The organism is Streptomyces sp. NPDC039609, assembly GCF_055596705.1.
The window spans coordinates 1,072,040-1,094,117 of sequence record NZ_JBVIUJ010000001.1 but is presented as its reverse complement, the minus strand read 5'-3'; the positions used below and the strand labels follow the sequence as shown (position 1 = coordinate 1,094,117).

At 69.1% G+C, this 22,078-nt stretch carries 18 protein-coding genes; 8 read left to right on the top strand and 10 right to left on the bottom strand.

The window, feature by feature from the left end:
- Positions 1-322 precede the first annotated feature (322 nt).
- Positions 323-1,963, top strand: coding sequence for a serine hydrolase (locus ACZ561_RS04955; protein ID WP_470989772.1), 1,641 nt, complete (start codon positions 323-325; stop codon positions 1,961-1,963).
- A 476-nt stretch (positions 1,964-2,439) separates the two neighbouring features.
- Here ACZ561_RS04955 and ACZ561_RS04950 read toward each other — a convergent pair whose 3' ends face one another.
- From ACZ561_RS04950 to ACZ561_RS04940, 3 genes are all read right to left on the bottom strand, one after another.
- A complete protein-coding gene (locus ACZ561_RS04950; RefSeq protein WP_470989771.1) occupies positions 2,440-2,664 on the bottom strand; it encodes a VOC family protein in 225 nt (74 codons plus the stop codon).
- Positions 2,665-2,810: 146 nt separating this feature from the next.
- Positions 2,811-3,197, bottom strand: coding sequence for a VOC family protein (locus tag ACZ561_RS04945; protein ID WP_470989769.1), 387 nt, complete (start codon positions 3,195-3,197; stop codon positions 2,811-2,813).
- Positions 3,198-3,514: 317 nt separating this feature from the next.
- Positions 3,515-3,913, bottom strand: coding sequence for a hypothetical protein (locus tag ACZ561_RS04940; protein WP_470989766.1), 399 nt, complete (start codon positions 3,911-3,913; stop codon positions 3,515-3,517).
- Positions 3,914-4,383: 470 nt separating this feature from the next.
- Between ACZ561_RS04940 and ACZ561_RS04935 the strand changes: the two genes are divergently transcribed.
- Together ACZ561_RS04935 and ACZ561_RS04930 are read left to right on the top strand one after the other, a co-directional pair.
- The gene (locus ACZ561_RS04935) at positions 4,384-5,028 is read left to right on the top strand and encodes a LysE family translocator (RefSeq protein ID WP_376440828.1); all 645 of its coding nucleotides are present in this window, start codon (positions 4,384-4,386) and stop codon (positions 5,026-5,028) included.
- Positions 5,029-5,452: 424 nt separating this feature from the next.
- Positions 5,453-6,136 carry a hypothetical protein gene (locus ACZ561_RS04930; RefSeq protein ID WP_470989763.1) on the top strand — a complete coding sequence of 228 codons (684 nt, stop codon included), beginning with the start codon at positions 5,453-5,455 and terminating at the stop codon, positions 6,134-6,136.
- A 741-nt stretch (positions 6,137-6,877) separates the two neighbouring features.
- On the opposite strand, the gene ACZ561_RS04925 is transcribed toward ACZ561_RS04930, so the two are convergent.
- Positions 6,878-7,684, bottom strand: coding sequence for a hypothetical protein (locus ACZ561_RS04925; protein WP_470989760.1), 807 nt, complete (start codon positions 7,682-7,684; stop codon positions 6,878-6,880).
- Between the two features lie 935 nt (positions 7,685-8,619).
- Between ACZ561_RS04925 and ACZ561_RS04920 the strand changes: the two genes are divergently transcribed.
- Together ACZ561_RS04920 and ACZ561_RS04915 are read left to right on the top strand one after the other, a co-directional pair.
- Positions 8,620-8,865 carry a DUF2188 domain-containing protein gene (locus ACZ561_RS04920; RefSeq protein ID WP_470989757.1) on the top strand — a complete coding sequence of 82 codons (246 nt, stop codon included), beginning with the start codon at positions 8,620-8,622 and terminating at the stop codon, positions 8,863-8,865.
- Between the two features lie 124 nt (positions 8,866-8,989).
- Positions 8,990-9,451 carry a hypothetical protein gene (locus ACZ561_RS04915; RefSeq protein WP_470989754.1) on the top strand — a complete coding sequence of 154 codons (462 nt, stop codon included), beginning with the start codon at positions 8,990-8,992 and terminating at the stop codon, positions 9,449-9,451.
- A gap of 116 nt (positions 9,452-9,567) precedes the next feature.
- Here the strand turns inward: ACZ561_RS04915 and ACZ561_RS04910 are convergent, their stop codons facing one another.
- Positions 9,568-10,272, bottom strand: coding sequence for a transposase (locus ACZ561_RS04910; RefSeq protein ID WP_470990073.1), 705 nt, complete (start codon positions 10,270-10,272; stop codon positions 9,568-9,570).
- Between the two features lie 2,304 nt (positions 10,273-12,576).
- Between ACZ561_RS04910 and ACZ561_RS04905 the strand changes: the two genes are divergently transcribed.
- Complete coding sequence (locus ACZ561_RS04905; protein ID WP_470989751.1) at positions 12,577-13,338, top strand: bestrophin-like domain; 762 nt, start codon at positions 12,577-12,579, stop codon at positions 13,336-13,338.
- Positions 13,339-13,475: 137 nt separating this feature from the next.
- Here ACZ561_RS04905 and ACZ561_RS04900 read toward each other — a convergent pair whose 3' ends face one another.
- Positions 13,476-14,555 (bottom strand): mechanosensitive ion channel family protein, encoded by a 1,080-nt coding sequence (locus ACZ561_RS04900; RefSeq protein WP_470989748.1) that lies wholly within the window; start codon positions 14,553-14,555, stop codon positions 13,476-13,478.
- Between the two features lie 583 nt (positions 14,556-15,138).
- Here ACZ561_RS04900 and ACZ561_RS04895 point away from each other — a divergent pair.
- Positions 15,139-15,303 carry a hypothetical protein gene (locus ACZ561_RS04895; RefSeq protein WP_470989745.1) on the top strand — a complete coding sequence of 55 codons (165 nt, stop codon included), beginning with the start codon at positions 15,139-15,141 and terminating at the stop codon, positions 15,301-15,303.
- A 107-nt stretch (positions 15,304-15,410) separates the two neighbouring features.
- On the opposite strand, the gene ACZ561_RS04890 is transcribed toward ACZ561_RS04895, so the two are convergent.
- Positions 15,411-17,291 (bottom strand): hypothetical protein, encoded by a 1,881-nt coding sequence (locus ACZ561_RS04890; RefSeq protein ID WP_470989742.1) that lies wholly within the window; start codon positions 17,289-17,291, stop codon positions 15,411-15,413.
- Between the two features lie 256 nt (positions 17,292-17,547).
- Positions 17,548-18,828 carry an extracellular solute-binding protein gene (locus ACZ561_RS04885; protein WP_470989741.1) on the bottom strand — a complete coding sequence of 427 codons (1,281 nt, stop codon included), beginning with the start codon at positions 18,826-18,828 and terminating at the stop codon, positions 17,548-17,550.
- A 215-nt stretch (positions 18,829-19,043) separates the two neighbouring features.
- Here ACZ561_RS04885 and ACZ561_RS04880 point away from each other — a divergent pair, with 215 nt between their 5' ends.
- The gene (locus ACZ561_RS04880; protein ID WP_470989739.1) at positions 19,044-19,256 is read left to right on the top strand and encodes a hypothetical protein; all 213 of its coding nucleotides are present in this window, start codon (positions 19,044-19,046) and stop codon (positions 19,254-19,256) included.
- Positions 19,257-19,589: 333 nt separating this feature from the next.
- Here ACZ561_RS04880 and ACZ561_RS04875 read toward each other — a convergent pair whose 3' ends face one another.
- Positions 19,590-21,125 carry a fused MFS/spermidine synthase gene (locus ACZ561_RS04875; RefSeq protein WP_470989737.1) on the bottom strand — a complete coding sequence of 512 codons (1,536 nt, stop codon included), beginning with the start codon at positions 21,123-21,125 and terminating at the stop codon, positions 19,590-19,592.
- 251 nt (positions 21,126-21,376) lie between these two features.
- Positions 21,377-21,949: a dihydrofolate reductase family protein gene (locus tag ACZ561_RS04870; protein WP_470989735.1), complete on the bottom strand. Its 573-nt coding sequence runs from the start codon at positions 21,947-21,949 to the stop codon at positions 21,377-21,379.
- Between the last annotated feature and the right edge of the window lie 129 nt (positions 21,950-22,078).

Genomic DNA, 22,078 nt, shown 5'->3' with positions numbered 1-22,078 from the left:
CGTGCCTGGGATCCGTACGACGGCGACCTGCGGCGCGCGGGCACTGCCAGTCCTGGACCGCTCCTCACAGGCTGGGGCCCGAGCGCCTGAGCCGGTGGGTCTGAGATCGGTTCCCCTCATTCGGGGGCGGCTGCCGTGCGAATGTGACCGATTGGCAACAGGATGACCGGATGAGCAACTTTCCGACCACCTCGATCTTCTAGGTGCTCGACATGATCAGACGCGGGTAAGAGGCCGAACGATGAATGCAGCACCGGTGGACGGGACGTCCCCCAGCGGGTCGGAGAGCGGGCAGACGCCGGGCGGCGAGGACGCTGCGCCGGTGGAGAGTACGGGCGCCGTCGAGGGCGGACGGGCACGTTCCGCCGTCCTGGAGGATTCGATGCCTGAGGCGGAGGTGGCGACCGGTCCCGGCACGGCACCGGAGGCCGAGCCGGAACAGGAACCGGAGCACGGGCCGCAGCCCGGCTTCTCGGTCGACGGCGAGGCCGACGCCAGCCCCGGCGACACCGCGGACCAGCACGAAGCCGCCCCCGCGCCCAAGCCGCAGCCGCAGCCCGAATCGACACGACCACTCACGCCCCTTCCTGCACCGGCACCCGACCTCGCCCTCTCACAGGGCGCCCGCCGTCGCGGTCCGGAACCGGGGCGCGAGGCCCCACTGACCGCCCTCGATCTGCTGGCGCAGCTCACCGACACTCCCCCGCCGCCCACGGCTCCGAAGCGGACCCTCATCCGGCGGATCGGACTCTGGACTCCGTTGGTCCTGCTGCCGGCCGTGGTCTTCATGGTCGTGCAGGGGCTACGGCCGCTGCCGGAGCCCACCCTCGGCGGAGCCGAGGCCTCGTACGCGCTGCCGGGCCGGTTCGAGATCCCGTGGCCCGACCACGGGCAGGGAGCGGTCCGTATTCCCGGCACCGGAGACGTCGCCGTGTTCGGTGCGCAGAATCCAGTGCCGACGGCCAGCGTCGCGAAGATCATGACTGCGTACGTCATCCTCAAGGGGCATCCGCTGAAGAGGGGCGAGGAGGGGCCGCAGATCACGGTGGACGCCAAGGCCGTCGCGGACGGGACGGCCAAGCACGAGTCCAGGATCCAGGGCCTGAGGGTGGGGGCCACCTTCAGCCAGCAGGACATGCTGAAGATGCTGATGATCCCGTCGGGCAACAACGTCGCTCGGCTGCTGGCCCGGTGGGACGGCGGGGGCGACTCCACCGAGGCCTTCGTGGCGAAGATGAACGCGGCGGCCAGGGACCTCGGGATGCACGACACCGTCTACACCGACCCCAGCGGGCTGGACCGCAAGACCGTGAGCACGGCCGTCGACCAGCTGAAGCTGGCAGAGGCGGTCATGAAGTTCGACGTCTTCCGAGCGATCGTCGCCATGCCGACCGCCACGATCAAGGGGCTGCCCGAGCCCCTGCACAACAACAACGGCAGCCTGCTGATCGCCGGGCTGAGCATCAGGGGCATCAAGACCGGATCCAGCACGCCGGCAGGCGGAACGCTGGTGTGGGCCGCGTACAAGACGATCGGCTCGCGAACGCCGCTGATCCTCGGCTCGATGATGGGCCAGCGGGTCGAAGGGCCCGACCCGGATGCCATCAGGAGCCTGGCCCTGGTGAAGTCCAACAGCGAGAAGGTCGTCGCGGCCGTCCGCGCGGGTCTCACGTCCGTGACCGTCATCTCGAAGGGTCAGGTCGTCGGGCACGTGGAGGACGGTCTGGGCCGGCGTACACCTGTGGTCGCCGCGAAAGACCTGCAGGTCGTCGGCGTACCCGGCCAGAAGCTGAACGCCGTCCTGAGCGGCAACGACAAAGCACTCCCCCGGTCCGCCGCGGCGGGCACAGAGGTCGCCACGCTGACCGTGGGCAGTGGGCCGGGTGCCCCTTCGGTCCCGGTGACAGTGCAGACGGACCTGACGGAGCCTGCCTTCACCGACAAGCTCACTCGCCTCGGCTGACAGGCACCGCGGCGACGCCTGCTCCACCCACGGGCCCTGCGCAGGTACTTCGGCGATGCAGCGGTGCTGAGCACCGCTGCATCGCCGTGTGGAGAGTGCCCGTCGCCGGTGTGACGGCCGTGCCCCGACGCGCGGCGCCGCGGCCGACGGCCTGGGCCGCCTTCCGCTCCACGCGGCGGCTCGGGGGCCGGTGCCGTGCCGCGGCACTTGGTGTCGGCAGCAGAGTGCCGGGCCGGACGGCAGACGGGGCGCAGTCTGGGCCAAGGCGACGGGCACGGGGAACTCCACGCGTCCACCCGTCGCCGTCGGCGGTTGCAGACCGCGGCTTCAGAGGAGCTCCGGCCTGCGCCGGTTCACAGGAGCTCGGGGGTACTTCCGGAGCGAAGCAACCGGGCTGCCATGGGAGCGACGGTCGCCCCGGAGCGGGCCGGAAGCCGCCTCCGGCGCAGGCATTCACCGGTCCTTGCCCGCTGAGCTCATACAGAAGGGATGACCGGAGGGTCCAGCAGCACGGTCCCATGGCTGCCGCCGGGTCGGTGGGCGGGCCTGCCGGCACCGAGATCGACGAGACGCTTCTCGGCAGCCTCGACATCGCCGAAGGCGAGGTCGAGGTGGTCGACGAGTTCGCCGTTGGGCCGATCCGAAGCCTGGAAGGACTCGGCCGTGTAGAAGACGTATTTCGTGGTGCCATCGGTGATCATCGCCGCGGAGGTCACCGAAGGTCTGGGTGACCTTCCAGCCCAGGGCAGCGGCGTAGAAGCCGGCGAGGGCCTTTCCGTCGTGCCCCCAGAAGGCCGCGCCATTCACTATGCCCGCGGCAGCCGTGCCGTTGTTCTTGTCATGTTGGTCACCGGGTCCGCTTCTGGTTGACGCCGATGACGTAACCATTGGGGTCGGTGAAGTAGAACAGCTTGTCGCCGTGGTGCTCCATCACGTCCTTCTGGACAGTGACCAAAGGCCGGATGCGCTCCACGTAGGTGTCGAAGTCGTCCACGGCCAGGTAGAACATGCCGAACGCGCCGACCGGGGTGTCCTTCAGGACGGGCAACCAGCCGCGCAGGTGCTCGTCCCGGTAGACCATCAGCGCGAACTCGCCGTCGAAGAGCAGGATGCGCAGGTCGTCGTCCGGGTCGTTGCCGGCGGGCAGGGCGGTGAAGCCGAGCTTCTCGTAGAAGTCCACGGTCGCCTGGGTGTCGTAAACACCGAGGCACGGGGCGATGGCGGGCGGCTTCATGAGGATCACTCCTTGAAGGGGAAGCTGAGCAGGAAGGGACGGAACTCCTCGCGAGCGCATGGGCTTGACCTGAGAAGTCCTACCGGAAGCATGGCCTCCGTATAGGACAGGACGCGTCCTCCGAACGACGCTCGCTCTAGCCGAGCCACCGGGTTGGGTAGACCTTGCGGACTCCGTCGTGTCGGGTTGCGGCGGCCGTGTCTTGGAGCTTGGCGAACGGGAGGCTCTCTTCGCTGCCGTCTCGCGGATGGGCGACCATTCGGTGGCTTGGGCTGGAACAAGGCCCGCCACCCCATCGGGTGGCGGGCCTCGTCGTGTCAGTGGGTGCTCACGGGCGTGGGTTGTGTGGCTTCGACTGCGGCGTCGATGATCTGCTCGTACTCATCCTCTGTGAGGAGGGACTCGAGTGCGATGTTGAGTGCCCAGCCGACATCTCCTGTGAGTGACTGCTCGCCGAAGCGGGGTTGCAACAGCATCGAGAGGTGGTCTCGTCGGAAGAGCAGCCGCAGGGTCTGTCGGTCGCGTTGGCGGTGGACAGCTTCTTGGGCGAGGGCGACGAAGGGTGCGTAGTCGTCGCCCATGAGCTTGTGCATGGTTTCGCGCTGGGCGTACGCGGCTTGGAGTTTGAGGGTCCAATCGCCGGGCCGGCCGAATCGGGCTTCGACTGATTGCCGGAGTGCGGCCCGGCGCTCTGGTTCGTCGTGAAAGTCGGTCATGGCTACGACGTAGCGTCTCAAGGTGTTGTGCCTGGCGAGGCGCGCCTGAGGTGGTCCCCCATCTGGGCGTGATCTTCTGGCTGTGGCTTGGTCGCCTTGTCGTGGAGTTCATAGAGCCCGTAAATGGCGACTACCCGGAGGACCCGCGCCTACCGCTCGTGACCCCTGCTGAAGCCCGAGAAGTCGGGGGCTACCTCCGACTGCTCGAGTCGTCCCGGCGCGGATCGAGCTGCTACTCCCGGACCGGACTCCGTAAGGAGCAGGTGATGGCGGGAAATCGCCGACGCGCTCACGGGGCAGTCGTTGATGCCGTTGGCCGGCTGGAGTCAGGGTGCACGGAGACACCGAATGGCAGGGCCGTATCCTGAGGCAGGCGACGCAGGCACTGCCGATGCGTCGCAGCCGGCCGTAGCCGCCGGGCGCCACCCACGCCGGGTACCGGGTACGCGGCAAACGATCGGGAGTTGACAGTGATCAGTCTGGCCGCAGTCGGGGGAGTGGCCCTGGTCGAGTTGGGCATGGCCCTGACTCCGGGACCGAACATGATCCACCTCGCCTCCCGCGCGATTACCCAAGGCCGCAGGGCAGGCTTGGTCAGCCTGAGTGGGACCGCCGTGGGATTCCTCTGCTATCTGCTGGCCGCGGCCGCCGGCCTGTCCGCGTTGTTCGCCGCCGTGCCGCTGGCGTTCACGGTGGTCAAGCTCGCCGGGGCCGCCTACCTGGCCTACCTGGCCTGGGACATGCTCAAGCCCGGTGGCCGCTCACCCTTCGCTCCGGCCCAGGACCTGCCTCCCGTCTCCGACGCCCGCCTGTTCTCGATGGGGCTCCTGACCAACCTGCTCAACCCCAAGATCGCTCTCATGTACGCCGCTCTTCTGCCCCAGTTCATGGATCCGCAGGCGGGTCCGGCCTGGGCGCAACTGCTGCAGCTCGGTGGTGTGCAGATCATCGTGGGGATCTCCGTGAACGCTCTGATCATGCTGGGCGCAGCACGGGTGTCGGGGTTTCTGGCTGCCCGGCCCCGCGTGATGACCGCTCAGCGGTTCGCGGCAGGCGGCTTGCTCAGTGTCTTCGCGCTGCGCACAGCCCTGTCCCGTACGCCTGTCTCTGCCTGAGCCATGCACGTGCACCTGTGAGACCGGTGCTCGGTGAGGCAGCTGCGGCATCGACTGAGGAGCTGAAGCGACGCATCCTGGCCAGTCACGCCCTCAATCCAGCATTGGGCGAGCCGGAACTACCGTGGGACGACCGCAATTTCTGCCAGTTCGACGGCGACCCCTGGCCATGCGACGACCTGCTTGACCTCGCCTCGCCCTACACCGACCACCCTGACTTTCCCCGGCGAGCCTGAGGCGACACAACCACGAGCAGAGCGCACGACGCGCCAGGAGACCTCTACGGGACAGCCCTTAAGCCAAGGAATGCGTAGGCGTCGGTTTCGCAGCAATCGCCCTCGCCTCCTGGGTGCTCCTTGGGCCGCTGCGAACGCCGCGCGGACTCGTTGACCCTGATGTGGGCGATCGCTTGTAGATTGATCATATGAGCGATCAACGCGGTTCAGGTCTGCGGTGGATCGGCGAGCATGCCTACCAGGACGCGAAAGGCCGTATGCCAGGCATGCTCCACGGCATTTCCCTGACGGCGGCCCGCGGCGTAGATGCGGAAGAGTTCCTCGTCCGGCTGGGCGCAGATCCTGAGCAGCTCGAATGCGGGGACCTGTATAAGGAGCGCCACGAGCTCGCCCTACCTCCAGACATGGGGGACGTGAGCCGCGCCATGTACGGCACCTGCGGCGCTTGGCTGTACGTCCTGGAGGACACGTGGGCTGCCACCTGGTCCCTCGGCTTCCGCGAGGTACCGGAGATGGAGCCCCTCGTCGGCGAGGAGATCATCTGTCTCACCCTGAATCTCGGGCCGGGCCCGTCGCGGATCCTGCACGCCCCGGGTGACGACGCCCGTACCTGGCAGGCCGAGTTCGCCGAGAGCACCGGCCGGAACTCGAACCTCGACACCGCCCTGCATGCTGCCGGGGCCGTCTTCCCCACCGCCTACGACGGCGTGCACACCCAGGAGGAGGCGTCGCGGTACTTCGAAGAGCACCACCGCGACATTCCGGCCCGCGTGTTCGCCGGCGTAGGCGAGTACTGCGGTCTCACGATCGACCGGGCCACGGTGGAAGCCGGAACGCTTCCACTCGTCCTGCTGCCGGTCCCACGGCTCTGAGACGTGCTACGGCGCGGACCTCGAGGGCCGGCCCGCGCCGACCACTGACCGGTGACCGCTACGAGCTGACGGCCTACGGTGGCACCACCTCCGGCTCCATCCGCGCCTTGGATGACCGGACGTGACGATGAGTCCATGGGCTCAGTGCGGTGGCCGTCGCACGTGCACGTCTCGCCGTACCTGACGGAGCTCGTCCGCCGCTTCGGCGAACGTTCCACCCAGATCTCGGCCTCCAGCCCGAGTCGTGCGACCCTCTCCCGAGCGTCGACTTCGCCCCCTGCTCGGCGGCTGCCCCGGCACCGACGGTTGCGGCCAGGCCGCCTGGCCATTCGCGACCTCCGCCATACGATGCCCAGAGACCCGCTCATGGCCCGCTGCGCGACCCGGCTGCGGACGAGTAACGCGTCAACGAGGCGTGAGCCCCGACGGCGTGAGGTGTTCAGCCGCCGCGGGAGTGGTCGGCAGTGGCGGCAAGGAGGCCTTGGGTTCCCAGGGGAGGTTGGCGTACGTCGCCGTGGCGACCTTCGAGGACCGTGACAAGCCGAGGTTGGCGAGGTCGACGTCATTCGCCGGGATCGCCGTCAGGGCGGTGCGGCAGGTTGTAGAGCGCGAAGTGGGATGCGAGGGCGCTGCCGACGCCTTCTCTGTCGAAAGGACTCCAGCAGCTCACTCAGGTATGCCGCTTGGCCGGCTTCGTTGCGCTCGTATGCCCCGGTCTGCCGGAGCGGAGACCCGCAGGCGTCAGGACCCGGGCAGGTTGATGCAGTATTCGTCGCGGGAGTCCCCTCGCATCGAGCTCGCCAGTTGGGAGACGTGCTGGGCCTGGGCGGCGGACAGGCGACGCGCCTCCCACACCAGCGCTGCGGCGTCCACGGCCTCCGGAGTCGGAGGCCGTGGCACCTCAGGCAGAGCGACGCCCGTCAGCGCGGCGAGTTCGCGGGCGTCGATGCCCAATAGGGCCGCGAAGTCCGTCACCAATCGAGGTGTCAGGTCCTTGTAACCTTCGCCGATCACGCGATAGGTCACCGTCGACAAGTATGTGGGTGTCACGACACCCAAGATGTGAGCCATGCCCGTCCAGCTCAGGTTGCGGTAATGGAGCATGGAGACCATCCACCCGCCCGGACCGTCGGCGAGATACACAGACCACTTCGGGGCGAAGCGGGAGGTTCGTTCCTCCTGTGGCAGTGAGCGGATGAGCTGCAGGATTTCCTGCCGTCCCGCCGCTGGGAGGTGCACCGCGTCCATCACGAGGTCCCGCACCGACTGCTCGGCAGTGGCGTCCACCGGCGCCATATCGTCCGGGACCGCCAACCCCGCGAGGATGACGAGATCGAGGGCGTGGAAGCCCACCGCAGGCGCGAGCCGCCGGAGCAGCCCCTCGCTCGGGGTGTCCCCCGCCAGCACCGCTCGGATCTCGTCCGCAAGTAACCCGGCGCGTTCGGCCAGCGCCTCTGTGCCGAGCCCTCTGTGGTTCAGTAACCACGCCAGCATCGCGCCGAATTCGGGGTTCTCCGTCATGCCCGCATCCTTAAGCTTGCCGTCCATCAGCCGAGCCGCCTCGGCTGCTGATGACAGGACGGTGGGTGCGTCTGCCTCGTTGCGCTCTCCGTCGGCCCTGGGCGGCACTTGGCCGGCCATGCCTTTCGTCGACGGGTCACCCCTTGGCGGGCCCGGCAGGTACGTACCGATGACAGAGGCGCACACCAGGGCCAGATGCAGCCACGCAACGTGCAGGGGCAATCCCCCGTGGAGTCCGCGTAGTGATCCTTGAAGTGGATGCCGAGCAGGCGTTCCCGTCCGGGAGGAAGGGGCCGGGAACGGCGGGGTGGGAAGGCGGGGTTGGGAAGGCGGGTCACCAGCTCCCGTCAAGAGCGCCGTGTGCGGACCGCAGGGACCACAGCCGCCCGAACGCAACGGGAGGTAGGACGTCTGGGGGGCGGGAGTCCGGCAGTCACACGGTCTTCGACGTCAGTGAGCTGGGCGAGGACGCGACAAAGGTGCCGGCGTCGAGCTGGTGACCGGTCGCTCCAGGTCGCGGGAGGGATGCGTACGGTTCCTGGACATCGGCGACCAGCCGGCAATTCGTCCCGGTCAGAGCCGTGAGGGTGCGGGCGGCGGTGGAGCTGAGATCGACACCGCTCCTGCCTTCTTCTCCAAGCCGTGGAGCTGCGCCTTGGTGAAGACGGTCTCCAGGTGACGCGTACGGGGCCTCATGCGGCGGCACGAGGTGCGCCGGGGAACGGGGAATAGCCCTTGGGGCGTGCGATCACGGCGGGGCCTGCATAGCCTGAGGTCAGACCCAGGGGCTCCTGGAGGACGTGATGCCCGCTCGAAGTCTATGGTCCGGGGGCGCCTTCGTTCGGGATCGTGGCGGTGCCCTGCAACCACGAACCAGCTACGGAGAGTCACGGCATCGCGTTCCTGCAGATCCACCTGCCTTCTGGCGCCGGGAGTCCGCCTGGACGGCGAGGAGAAGAGTCATGACAGCGAAGCGGACCGTCTACCACGTCACACAATCCGGCGAGCGGGCGGCGGCCGCGGGAGTGAAGTGGCAGGTCGAGGGCAGGGAAGGCCGTCGACGGCTGCACGAGCCGCACCATACGCAGAAGGACGCGATCGACTCCGCACGCGACCGGGCCAAGGAGCACACCCCCGCGCAGGTCCTCGTTCACGCCCGCGACGGACGCATCCGCACCGCGTACACCTACGGCGACACCGCCCGATAGGCCCGTTCCGGCGGCTGACTCCGGTGGTCGGGCTCGCCTGTGACATAGCCTGTCTCCTTGATGAGTCGATCCTCTGATCGGCGCCCCCTGAATCTCGCGGCATCGCGCATGGAAGCCTGTCCACATGGACACATTCGAGGACCGACTCGACGGCGGATGGAAGTGGTGGGAGGCCGCCATCGAAGAAGCGCAGGAGGGGCGCTGGGTCCGTGACGCCGTGGAACGGCAAGTCATCAAGGACATCGCTGCCGCCACCAACCCTCTCCATGGTGGGCGGATGGCCCCGTTCACCGAGGACTCGTGGCACGTACGCATCGGGAGGATCGCGAACTGGGCCGGGGTGCTGCGGCTCGCGGCCAGGTCAGGCGGCTGGGTGCTCCAACCGGTCGCCGGACGCATCCCGTCAAACCCTGCCGGCATGACCGAGTTGCTGTCTGGCATCTACGCGGTCGGCGAGCAGGGAGAAATCTGGATGCAGCGGCTCCTGAAGGGCGAGCTGCCATCAGAAGACGAAATCGCGAAGGCTGAGGGCTTCCTCACCGGGCCGGGGTCGATCGAGGACCTTGAGCTCTTCTTCTACGACTGAAAGGCCGTCCCTTCATCGTCACCGCCGTGCCCAGATGAGGATGGCGGCGAGGTGGAGTGCGGCCTGGTAGGCGATGGCAAGCTTGTCCGTTCGCATGGCCAGGCCGCGCCACTGTTTCAGCCGGTTGATGCATCGCTCGACCGCGTTGCGTTGCTGTATGCATCGGCGTCGAAAGCGGGTGGGCGACCGCCGGCGCGGCCTCGCCGCAGCCGGTGGCCGATCTGGTCGGACGGCTGGAGAATGACAGCGCGGATTCCGCGTCGGCGGAGGTGATTTCGGATCGCGCGGGATGAGTACGCGCGGTCCGCCAGCACGGCGTCGGGTCGGGTCCTCGGTCTTCCGGGGCCGCTTCGCAGAACCCGGATGCCGGCCATGACGGTCTCGAAGGCTGGGGCATCGCCGCCTGGCCTGCGGTGATGTGGAGGGCCAGGGGTCGTGCATGGCCGTCGCTGGCGAGGTGGACCTTCGTGCTCAGACCGCCGCGGGAGCGGCCGACCGCGTGATCGTCGGGTTCGGCCCGGCCTGGATCCCCTTTGCTGGCTCCGGCGGCGTGGCTGGTGTGCCCGGCAGACGGTGGAGTCCACCGACACGGTCCAGTTGATGTCGTCAGTACCCTCGGCCGCTGCCGGGACCGCGGCAAGGATGCGTTCCCAGGTGCCGTCCACGGCCCACCTGATCAGCCGTTTGTGGGCGGTCTGAAACGAGCCGAGCTCGTCGGGCAGGTCCCGCCAGGGAGAGCACGTTCGGTACTTCCATGCGATGGCCTCCACGGTTCGGCGGTGATCGGCGCACGGCCGACCACGGACCGGGTCGGCCGGCATCAGCGGCTCGATCCGGTCCCACATCGCATCAGTGATCACTAACCGGCCGGACATATCCGATCAACTGACCAACCGAACAAAGAGATGGGCCCGGCGGCAGCTGATCAACCGCGTCCGGTGGCGGACACGGACTTCCACAGTTCGAGCCCGTGCTGAAGGAGATCCAGGTACGTCGTCTGGGACCGGGCAGGCCGCACGCCCGCCCCCGCCGAGTGCGGGGCCGACAAGGGAACGCCTCCTGGAAGAACCACACCCGCCTGTGCAGATGCGGGATTCGCTGCCGAATCTCGGACGGGGCCGACCACGCCTGCAACCGCAAGGAGCTCGGTGCCCGTGGCGGCCGCCCGCCGGAGTCCGACGAGACCGACTACCGCGAGCGCTACACGGTGGAGTGTGGCGTAATCCGCCTCAATTGACATCCGACGGTGGCCACCCGCTGCGAGAATTTCGCCCTTCGCTGCGAAGCCAGCGCCCTCCTCGCGCCCATCACCGAATGGCTCTGACCGGTAAGGAAATCGCTTCTCTCCACCGCGATGTGGCCGGGAAACTCGCCCCATGACCAATGACTTCACCGTACGTCCGGCTCGACCCGCCGATGCGGCCTGCCTGGCCGAACTGCGCTGGACGTTCAAGCAAGAGGACCACGAAGGGCAGCCAGCGACTCCGGCGCGGCCCCTGTTCATGGCAAGAACATCCGGTGTGGTGGAGGTGCGAGATCGCGGCCGATCCCTCACCCCTGTCCCTGGTCGCCTCTTTCACGGACGGTCGCCCGCACGGTAGCCGCCGCCGGTCAAGCCATGGAATGCTCGTCCCGCCGCTTCAAAAGGCGCCGCCGGGGCGCCCGAGGTCTCACGGCCGAACCAGTGACAGTAGGGGGCGGCGCCGGCGGCCGCCGCACGCGTGACGCGCGATCGGTGTCCTGCAGAACCCACTGGACCCGGCCTTTCCCCAAACGCTCCCTGGCCCTCGTCGGGGGCACCCGGTCGCGCTGATCCGGCGTACCTCGGGCACACGCGCCCAGGGACGAAGGAGACGCTGATCCGCTGATCAAGAGAGCCCCTGCGTCGCAGCCGTGGGCGATCTGCTGGGAGGTCATGGCCGAGCAGACTGCCGACCGGCGGCCGTTGGTGCCGCCAGGGCCTTCGAGCGCTCACCACCCGAACCAGAACCCTGGCGCGTCGAACTCGGCCGCTTGAGTGCTCGGGTGGCATCACTCTGCTCCCGTGCCGGCAACGCACCCAGGCACCCGGACCTCCGCGTCGGCGTGCATGGCCGCCCACGGTTCGAGGTCGGGTTCCCACAGACGGAATCGATGCCGATCGGCCCTCGTCGAGCACGAGGTGCGCCAGGCGTCGGCCACGATGCGAGCCGTACGAGATGGGCCGGTGGCAGTCGCTCCCCCATCGCTTCGGCCCCGCAGTAGTGCTCTCGGGCTGCGGCCCGACGGGCCACGAGGTCGAGGCTCGTTCACCCCGATGGCGGGTGGCGCATCCGGTGTCCGTGACCGGCCCTCTCCATGATCGTTACCCGCAGTGGCGGCGTCTGAGGGCGACATCCCCGCCTCTTTGAGTACCAGGAGGATGACGCGTGGGTGGCTGGATCAGTGTCGGTCTGGGGGCTGCGGCAGCCCTGTGCCCGCTGCCGCAGTGGGGCGACGTAGCCGTCGTCATGGACCACACCCCCACCAGCGATCGCCTGGTGGTGTGCGCCCCGGATGTAGTGATCGACATGGGCTACGGCGATGAGGCACCCGAAACCCCGCGCCCCACGTGCACGCCGCCGCCTTCGCCGCCGACGTCTCCACCGCCCACGTCGCGGCCGTCTCCACCATCCACGTTGCAGCCGCCTCCACCGCCTCCGTCCCCGTCGGCCCCCGAGCCGGCATCGCCCACGCCGCCCGGGCTCCCACTCTCAGCTCCTCCGGAAGCGGCCCCGGCACCCGTCACGCCGGCGCCCCCCGCTCCCGGCCCGGACCTGACACCGCCAGTGGACCAGGCGCGCAGCGCCACCCCGGCCCCCGCGTCGCCGCGACTGGCCCAGAAGCCTCAAGCCTTTCGGTGGGTGCCGCGCTCGCAATACACCGGCGGTCCGTCGCGTCCGGCTCCGGCCGGTATCTCGATGACCATGTCCACGGTCGTGGTCACCCTGCCGGGTGTTCTGGCCGCGGCCGCCTTGCGGCCGGGGTCCCGTCGCCGCGCCCGTGGCTGACCGTCGTCTCCCCGGTGGGCCGGTTGCTCCGCGATCGGTCCACCGCGCCTGTCCCGTACTTCGTTCACGTCGCTTCGCTCGTCCTGGAGTTGTGCAATGCCGGAATGGCTCGTCTACACCCTGGCCTCGGTCCTGGTCTGCGTTCTCGTCATCACGGCGACTGTCGTACGGCACCGCCGCGTTGCCGTCGATGAGGACACCTCCGAGACCCCGGACGTGCTGGAGTACATGGTCATGATGGTCGGCGTCGTCTACGCCATCGTGCTCGGTCTGGCGATCGCCGGCGTGTGGGAAGCCCGTAGTGCGGCCGAGGACACCGTTCAGCGCGAGGCTCAGGCTCTGTACGAGATCGACCAACGCCTGGACGTCTACCCGGCCGCCTTCCGGACGCAGATCAAGGAGCACATCGACGCCTACGCCCGGCACGCCGTCACCGCCGAATGGCCCGCTCTGAAGGACGGCACGCCCGTCGACGGCACCGGCGCCGAGCTGCTGGGCCGCATCCGGAGCGATATCGCGCACCGCACCCCGGCCGACGAACTCCAGGCCCAGGCCTACCAGCCGCTCCTGGACCAAGTAGCTGCCGCGGACGACGCCCGTCACCAGCGCCTGGACACATCCGGCACGACCCTGCCCGCCGCACTCTGGTTCGGCCTTGTCGCCGGCGCCCTGGTCACCCTCGGCCTGCTCTACACCCTGCAGATCCGCCGTTCCGCGCGCGAACTGCTGCTGGCCACCACCTTCAGCGCCCTCGTGGTCTTCCTGCTCTTCCTCGTCTGGAGCTTCGACGCGCCCCTCGGCCACTCCGGAACGGACTCGGCCCAGCCCCTGAGCGACCTGCTCACCACCGCAACCTGATCACGCCCTCCTCCATCTCCGGCAGCAGATAACGTGCGGCGCGCGCGGCCGAACAAGTCACCACGCGACAAAGCGTCTTCGCCTCCTTCTTCCGGCGCGGGCGGCTCTCCGGTCTCCTCACCTCTGCCGAGATGTCGTCACGATGTGGAGAAGCGGTCGTCCCCTCGGTCCTTCGGTGATGTGCCGGGGGCCGGCGCGGTGGCGACGCGCGGAAGTGCGTCAGGATGCTCACGGGCGAGCCAGGAGACAAGTTCCTCCCGTACGGCGCAGCGCGTGGTCCACACGTGGTCGGCATCTTTTGCGGTCACGAGCGCGCGGACCGTTATCCCGGTCGGGGAGGTGTCCGTGACGGCCAGGTCCCAGCCCCTGCGGTCCCAGGTGGGACAGGTCTCCAGGAATTCCCGGAGGTGTGTGCGCATCAGCGCGATCGGCGTGGAGTGGTCACAGTGGACGAAGACCGTGCCGGTCATCTCCGCGCTGCCGCGCGACCAGTTCTCGAACGGGCGGGAGGTGAAGTACGAGACGGGCAGCGTGACTCGACGCTCGTCCCAGGTCCGTACGGTGAGAAAGGTCAGCGTCACCTCCTCGACGAGCCCCCATTCGCCGTCGACCACGACCGTATCGCCGATGCGCACCATGTCGCCGAACGCGATCTGGAACCCGGCGAAGAGGTTCGCGAGCGTCGACTGCGCAGCAACACCGGCCACGATGCCGATGATTCCGGCCGAGGCGAGGAGTGACGTGCCGAGGGCGCGGAAGGACGGGAAGGTCACCAGGGCCACGGCCGTGGCGATCACACCGACGGCGACGGTCACCACGCGCATGATGAGCGTGACCTGGGTACGGACCCGGCGCACCCTGGCCGGATCGCGGGACCGCCCTGCGTAGCGCGCGTACGACGACTCGACGGCGGCCGACGCCACACGTACGGCCAGCCAGGCGCCACCGCCGATCAGGCACAGCAGCAGGACGTGGACGACCGCCCCGCGGTGCTCGCGCAACGGCGCCCAGTCCGAGGCGCGGTGGGTCCACCTCAGCACGACGGTGAACAGGACGACGTACAGCGGTGTTCGGCACCGGCGCAGCAGCCCCCAGAGCGGGGTCTCGGGATGGCGTGCGTCCGCGTGCCGCAGGAACAGGTCCGCCCCGCGGCCGGCGGCGAAGGTCACGAGCGCCGAGCCGCCAAGCAGGAGCGTCAGTCGAAGAAGGCTCTCCATGGCTCCCCAGTCGATGAGTCGTACATGTCCAAAGGACCGTGCCTCTCACCTCACCGCCGAAACGCCTGTCAAACACACACTCTTCGCCCCCGGCCTTGCCGGTGGTTGCCGCTGAGACGGTCCCCCCAGGACCAAGTCGGCCAGGCACAGCCAGTACTGCCTCGCCATCGGGTCAGGCCGCCCCTTGTCGAGGCCAGGCACAGCCAGTACGTCCTCACCATCAGGTCAGGCCGGCCCTTGTCGTGTCGTCGGCATACGTCCGGGCCTCCGTCGCAGAGTCCGGTTCCGCTCCCCGCCGCGCCCAGCGCCGCGCAGCGCGCCACCTGGCTGGGCCACCGCGCCGCACCCACCCCCTACGCCTGCTGCAACTGTGAGTGCGGAGCCGCCTTCACACCGGCCCCGCCACAGGCGTGCCTGAGTCGTACTGTGCGGCCGCCCACCGCCGATGGGATGAGGCCTGGGCACTGGTCGGACCGAGCCCGGCAGCCAGCGGTCGCTCTGCACGAGCGACCCACACCGCACGGAGCTCACCGCAGCCCCGTACACTCGCTAGCCGATTCCGCCACAGGTAAGGACCACCGCAGTGAACCAGCACGACCATATGAGCCGGGCAGCAGGCGACGCTCCGATCTACGCGACTCTCGTCCGGGAACGCGGGGACGTGCCGGCGGAGGCCAGGCAGGTGGCCGCGCGGGTGCTGGAAGAAGCGGACCGGGCTGTCGACTTCAGCTCGGTACGCGCCGTCTGAACGGACGGCGGAACGAGCCCCAGCCAGGAACCGGACACCGCCGGCACAGGCGCGGCGGTGCCGCGGCCGGGCGGACGTCGGGCGCAGCACCGGGGCGGCAGAAACGCTCACCGGTCTCGTCGAGCACGGCGGCGTCTCCCCTCCTCGGCACGCCAGGCGGCAAGCCGTTCCTTGTGCCGTTCCGCAAGAGCTCGGATCTTGTCCGCGTGCGGCCCTTCGGCAGCAACTCTGTCACGCAGGACCCACTCCGCCTGATCGCGGGCTGCGGCACGCACTGCAGGCAGGGGATCGTCCAACAGGCGCAGCGCGTTGAGCAGGGCTTCCGGTGTGAACGAGCGGCCGAGAAGGTACATCGCCAGTGCCCGCCGCTCCGGCGCCTCGCCCGGTGCCGCAAGGGCGAGAAGTCGTGTCACAGGGACCTCGCGGCCTACGGCCTTCAAGGCGCCGCGTGCGGCCCGGGTCACCTCCGGCGCCGGATCGGACAGCAGCGGCAGGGCTTCGTCCCAGCCGATGGTATGACGGTGCGCAAGGTGGACCAAGGCCCGGGCCCGCACACGCGCGAGCGGGTGGCCGAGCAGCGCGCGCAGCGCCGCGGGGTCGTCACGCAGTGCGCGCAGGACGACCGCTCCCACGCGTGGGTCGGGATCGTCGGCGTACCGGATCAGGACGTCGTCGCCGAGGGCGCCGAGCCGTCGCAGACCACCGAGGGCCCGGGCCCGTACGCCACCGTCGGTGTGCCGAGCGAGCGCGCGCAGCAGCGCGGCGTCCTCGGGGTCCCGGCGCTCCGCGAGGCCGCTGACCGCCGCGGATGTGACGGCATCCGGATCGGCGCACACCGCGCGGTACCACTCGTGTGGATCGCCGCCCGCCGCGCATAGTCCACACCGGGCGAGGCCTCGCACCCAGGGAGAGGGATCGGTGAGGTGGGGCACCAGGTCTTCGGACCGTCCGGTGGCTCGCAGCCGACGGACGGCCAAGCCTCGGACGGCAGCGTCGGGCGCCGCCAACAGCCGGTCCAGAACAGTCCGTGCAGCCGGCCGGTCCAACAGCGCCCGGGCCGCGAGCCGCCGGACGTTCCGGTCGCGGTGGCCCACGGCGAGGTCGGCCAGGTCGCCGGTGGACGGCAGCAGCACGGCAAGCGCATGTCGGAGAGCCATGACCCGCAACTCCGAGTCCTCGCACGCGTTCAGGAAGGCAAGGAACCGTTTCCGCGCTGCCTCGTCCTGGCCCAGAGAGAGCGCGGCGCGGATCCCTGCGAGGCGCTCGCGGTTCTCCTTTGACGTCATGGCCATCTGATACAGGGCGTCTTCGTTCAGCAGCCCGGATTCCGCTCCGGCCCGGATGCCTGCCATCCTGGACTCCTCCCCTGCCCGGCCCTCTCTCGCCAGCAGTTCCCGCACGGCTGCCGCGTGGATGCCTCCGGTCCGCGCGAGCACCGTGTCCCGCGCCCAGCGGCCGTGCCTGCGGCCGCCGAGGCGCAGGGCCAGCGCGGTGAGTGCGCGTGCGGAGTCGTCATCGACCGACGCGAGGGCTTTGGCGAAGACGGTGCGGGCTTGCTCCCGTACACGCTCGTCGCCGTCCGCGCAGCGCAGGAGGAGGAGTGGCAGCGGCGGCTCCCCACCGACCGCGTCCAGCGCAGCCGCCCGGACCCGTGCATCAGCGTGGCACAGGCCCAGCGCGAGTTCGGACGTGGTCAGCGGGCGTCCCCGGGACTGGCCGGCCCCGGTCCCGTCGTCGGCCTTGCGCCAGTACGGGGCGGAGCCCCGGTCCGCGATCTCGCGGCGGTCGAACCAGCGGTCGCCGATCAGGATCCTCGACGAGGTGCTCGATCCGGCGACGTACTCCAGGGTCCTGCGGAAGATGTCGGCGTCGAGCCGGACCCAGTCCTCGGCCCCGCCGGGCGCCACAGCCGAGGCCACGGGCTTTCCGTGCAACAGCCGCTCGCCGCCGCCGAGGTGCCGGGTGGGTAGCAGGAAGTCGTTCGCCATGTGGTGGACTGTAGCCCGGCCCTCACCCGGTTCACCTGGCATTTCTCGACGCTCGGAGAGTGCACGGGGGGGGTCGGGTAGGTCCCTTCGGCCGCGCGGCTGGTCGGCCCGGCGACTCCAGTGCGCAGGCATGGGCAGCGTCCGCGAACGGGTTGTCGGCGGACGCGTTGTCGGCGAAGCGCTCCTCCAGGGGAGTGGAGAGAACGACGACGGGAGAAGCGGTCGGTCTCCGCGGACTCCGGGACCGCCGGACCGCCTACGTCTGCTTCGCTATGTCCTGGACCTCCCGGGCGATGCCTTCCAGCACGGCCTTCGGGTCGGCGGACGGCTCGACGGCCTTGCCGATGTTCCGCTTGATGGTGTCGCTGGCCTGAAGCCAGGACGGTTCGTTGACCGGGTAGAGCTCGGCATTGCGCAGTGCGTGCAGGAACTGTGCGGCGCTGGGGTCCGCCGCCACGGCCTTGGAGGTTTGACTCGCGGACACCGTCGAGGGCAAGAGGTGGTAACGCCCGGCGAATTCACTGAGGTTCTTGTCCTCGTAGACGAATTCCAGGAAATCACTGACCAATTGACGATTGCCGTCGCGCTTGAAGGCCATCATCCAGTCGGCGACGCCCGCCGACGGCAAGGGCTGCCCGTCTTTCAGCGTGTCCGACACCGGCATGCTGAGTGTGCCGACCTTCATGCCCTTCGCCCTCGCCTCGTGGAGGAGCGAGGGGTAGCCGTTGAGCATGCCGACCTGGCCGCGCAGAAAGGCGGCGAAGGCATCCTGGCGGTTGAGTTCGGCCGGTGGAACCGGGCCGGTCAAGCCGGGCGCGACCAGATTGTTCTTGATCCAGCGGAACGTCTGGGTGTTCTGCTCGGACGCGATGTTGTAGCCGCCGCTGATCCCGGCGTACCCTCCGCCGTTGCTCAGTTCCCAGATCAGGGCTTCGGCGTGGGCCTCCTCGGGGCCGAGCGGCAGGGCGTACGGGTACAGCACCCCCTCCTCCTTCAGCGCCTTGGCAGCGTCCTCGAGCTCCTCCCACGTCTCCGGCGGCTCCGCTCCGGCCTTGTCGAACAGCGTCTCGTTGTAGAAGAGCAGTCGGCTGCTGGCCACGAAGGGCAAGCCGTAGAGCGTGTTGTCGACCGAACCCGCCTCCGCGAGCGGCGGCAGGAAGTTCGCCTCCGCCTTGATCGACAGCACCTCACTTGCGGCGTAGAGGCGGCCCTGCGCCGCGAAGTCGGAGTACGCGCCCATAAGGGCCACGTCCGGGGCATTGCCTTCCTTGACCACGCGAGTGACCTCGCGGTCGACGTCGGCCCACGGGTAGAGCGTCACCTCGACCTTGCTGCCGGGGTGGGCGGCGGTGAAGGCGGCGGTCAGCTTGTCCCAGTACGCCTTGGAGCTGGTCGCTGGGCTGGTGCCGTACTCCGCGGCCACCAAGCGCAGTGTCGTCCCGCCGTCACTCCCGGACGAGCCGCAGGAGGTGACGAGGGAGCCCAGTAGCCCGAGTGCGGCCACGGAGGCGGTCGCGCCGAAGAGTCTTGGTCGCACGGATCTTTCCTTTTGATTCTTTTGGACAGTGCGTCCGGAATTCTCTCCTGGCTCGGGGCATATGGCGCCCCCTGCCGAAAGGTTGTGGCCATTTCTCCAACTGCGCCGGCGAGGTCTGGTGCTTTCTCATATGCCGACGCCGATTCCAACGCGCGTAGATCCCTCCACATTGTCCAAAGCGACTTCCGGATGGAACATTGACGAGAGGGTCGTCCATGAGACGCTTCCGCCCCACCCCCCGCAGCGGTACCGCTGCGTCCGTCGGCGATGCCCGTCCGCGGACCGTGGTCGACCACCCGGGGGACGCCACATCGGTGGAGCTGCCGGCCAGCGCGCGAACGATGGTTCTGGCCCGGACCGCCGGGCTCTGCGTTCCTCCCTCCGTACGCCTGGCCGCGTCCCGGATCGCGGGCCTCCGCTCGCCCTGAACCGGAGCCGCTCCCCCGCCGACCGTTCCGGGCCATGGACCTGGTCGATGGGTCTGCACGAGCGCTCCGCGAGCGGTACGGCGGCGATGGACGCAGCGCCGGTGACGGAGCGGCCGCGGAGGCGGCGCAGCCGCGCATCTGGAGGGCTACCGCGACCTGGACCGCGCCGACGCCGAGGCGGACGCTCGACGAGGGTGATGGACTTCGCCCTGCGCGAGACCGGGTGTCGCACGGTCTCTGCCGAACAGGGGGAGTCACGCGGCAGCACATGGCCAACAGGGTCTGGGACAGCGTGTTTTCAAGTATCTCGACAGGGCTTGGACGGGTGTCCTGTCACTGGCTGCTCCGTGTGCTGTAGGGCTGGAGGAGCTGGTCGACGGGTGCGTAGTCGTCGGTGAGCAGTTGAGCATCGCCGATCCAGGAGGTGAGGTCGGCGCCGGTGGCGATCTTCCAGCCGGTTTTCCGGGCGTCCAGTGCCTTTTGGGTCGCGCGCAGATCGACCGGCCGGTCGGAGGCGAGCACCACCAGATTGCCGCCCTCCGAGGTGGCGGTCGGGTCGAGGCCGATGTCGCCGGGTTCACCGAGGAGGGAGACGTGCTTGAAGGTCGCCCTGAGGGTGGCTACTTCGGCATGTGCGAAGGCCAGACGCCCGTGATCGATGAGGTTGGCGACGTACAGGCCGTCTTCGTCGAGCACCCGCCTCACGTCGGCCATCGCTTCCACGGTAGTGAGGTGCCACGGCACGCTGACGCCCCCGAAGGCGTCGCCGACGACGAGGTCTCGACTGGCGGTGTCCAGTCGGCGCAGGCCGAGCCTGCCGTCCTCGGCGCGTACGTGGATACCGCCTTGTGATGTCAGACCCAGCTGGTCGTGGTCGATGCGCAAGACGCCGCTGTCGATCTCGGACACGAGGCTGCGCGTCCCGGGCCGTGTGGCTGCGAGATACCGGGGGAAGGTGAGGCCACCGCCGCCCACATGGTGGGCAGCGAGTGGCTCGCCTTCGGGGAAGGCGGAATCGACCACCGACGCGACGGCGCGCACATACTCGAACTCCAGGAAGGTCGGGTCGTCGATGTCGACGTAGGAGTGCCGCACGCCGTCCAGAACGAGGGTGCGGCCGCTGTTCCGATCAGGGTCCGCGACGACCGTTGCGCAGTGATACCTGGTCTCCGTGTCGCAGCCACCGGGCGCGACCATGGTGGCGAGGCCGCCGACGGCGACCACGAGCGTCAGGGCAGGCGTGCGGCTCCATCCGCGCGTGCGCCACTCGACCAGCGCCGAGCCGACCACCAGCAGTGTTCCGAGGCCGATCAGGATGCCGCTGACCGGCAACCGCGAAACGAGGACGAAGCCGGTGAGGACCGTACCGACGATGGCGCCGACAGTGCCGACGCCGGACAGTCGGCCGACAACCGTGCCGGTCTCGGCGAGGCTGGTGAGGCGCAGCTTGGTCACGATCGGCGTCACCGCAGCGAGCAGTGCGCCAGGCACCAGGATGGTCAGCGACGCGATCAACAGGAGCAGCTCTGGTGCCCACTGCGCAGTAGTCCGCAGCGCGGCAGGGGTGAGTGCGACGACCGCGCCCGACAGCCCGAGCGCGGGGCCGATGAGCCGGCGTGGATTGACCTGGTCGGCGACCCGCCCACCCAGCCAGGAGCCGACGGCGATCGCCGTGAGGGCGATACCGATCACCAGGGTGCTGGTCTCGAGGGTGAGGCCGAGGTAGGGAGCGAGCAGCCGCAGAGCGACGATCTCCACCACCAGGACCGCGGCAGACGACCCGAACACGAGCACGGCTGCGGCACGGGGGCCCAGGCCGTGGTTGCGGGGCGTGCCATCGACAACAGGCGCGGAGGACAATCCAGTCACGGGCGACATCGTTGCATGTGGCTCATCGACGGGATCGCGAAGAATTCTGACTGCCTGGCTCACGAGGCCGCGGACCCTGGAGCGGAACGGGACGGCCGGTGAGGCGTTCGGCCCGGTCGGCACGCTGTGGTGCGAGTCCGGGTGCCCGCCGCGGGGCGCGACCTGGAGGAGTTGGGCCGGGGCTACGATTTCACCGGTTCGAGTCGCTTGCGGAACACCAGATCGGATTCGGCGCCTCCCAACGGAGCTCGTCAGCGGCGGACTCGATAGCGCAGGTGCAGCACCCTGTCGCCCTGGATCACCGTGTGCGGATCTTCGAGAAGATGCCGGGAATCGACCGGCCCGAAGTACCGCTTGCCGGAGCCGAAGACCACAGGCACGACATCCATCGCCACTTCGTCCACCAGACCGAGGGCGAACGCCTGACCTCCGACGTCGCCCGCCGCCACGGCGACCGTACGCTCCCCTGCGAGTTCCTTGGCCTTCGTGATCGCCCGTGCCACGTCGCCGACGAAGTGGTACGACGCCTCGGGGTGCCACCCGTCGGGCTTGGGCCGGTGCGACACCACGACCACATGCTCACCCGCCGGCGGTGCCCCTTCCCAGCCGTTCGTGATGTCGAACAGGTGGCGCCCGATCACCATCGAGCCGATGCCTGCCCAGATCGGCCTGACATACTCCGCCGAGACCTTCGAGACCTTGCCGACCTCGCCGAGTGCGGTGTCGCCGTTGGAGTACCAGTCGAACAGCGGGCCGACCTGGTCCTCCGCGTCGGCGATGAAGCCGTCCACGGAGACGACGTTGTGCATCACCACAGCGCTCATCACATCTCCTCGTCGTTCCGAGGGCTTCGGGTAGCCCTTGCACGTGTTGACCCAGCGTCCTCCCGCAACTCATCGCTGTCCGACACCAATGCCTGTCGACACGCCGACTGTCGACCGCCCACTCGCCGA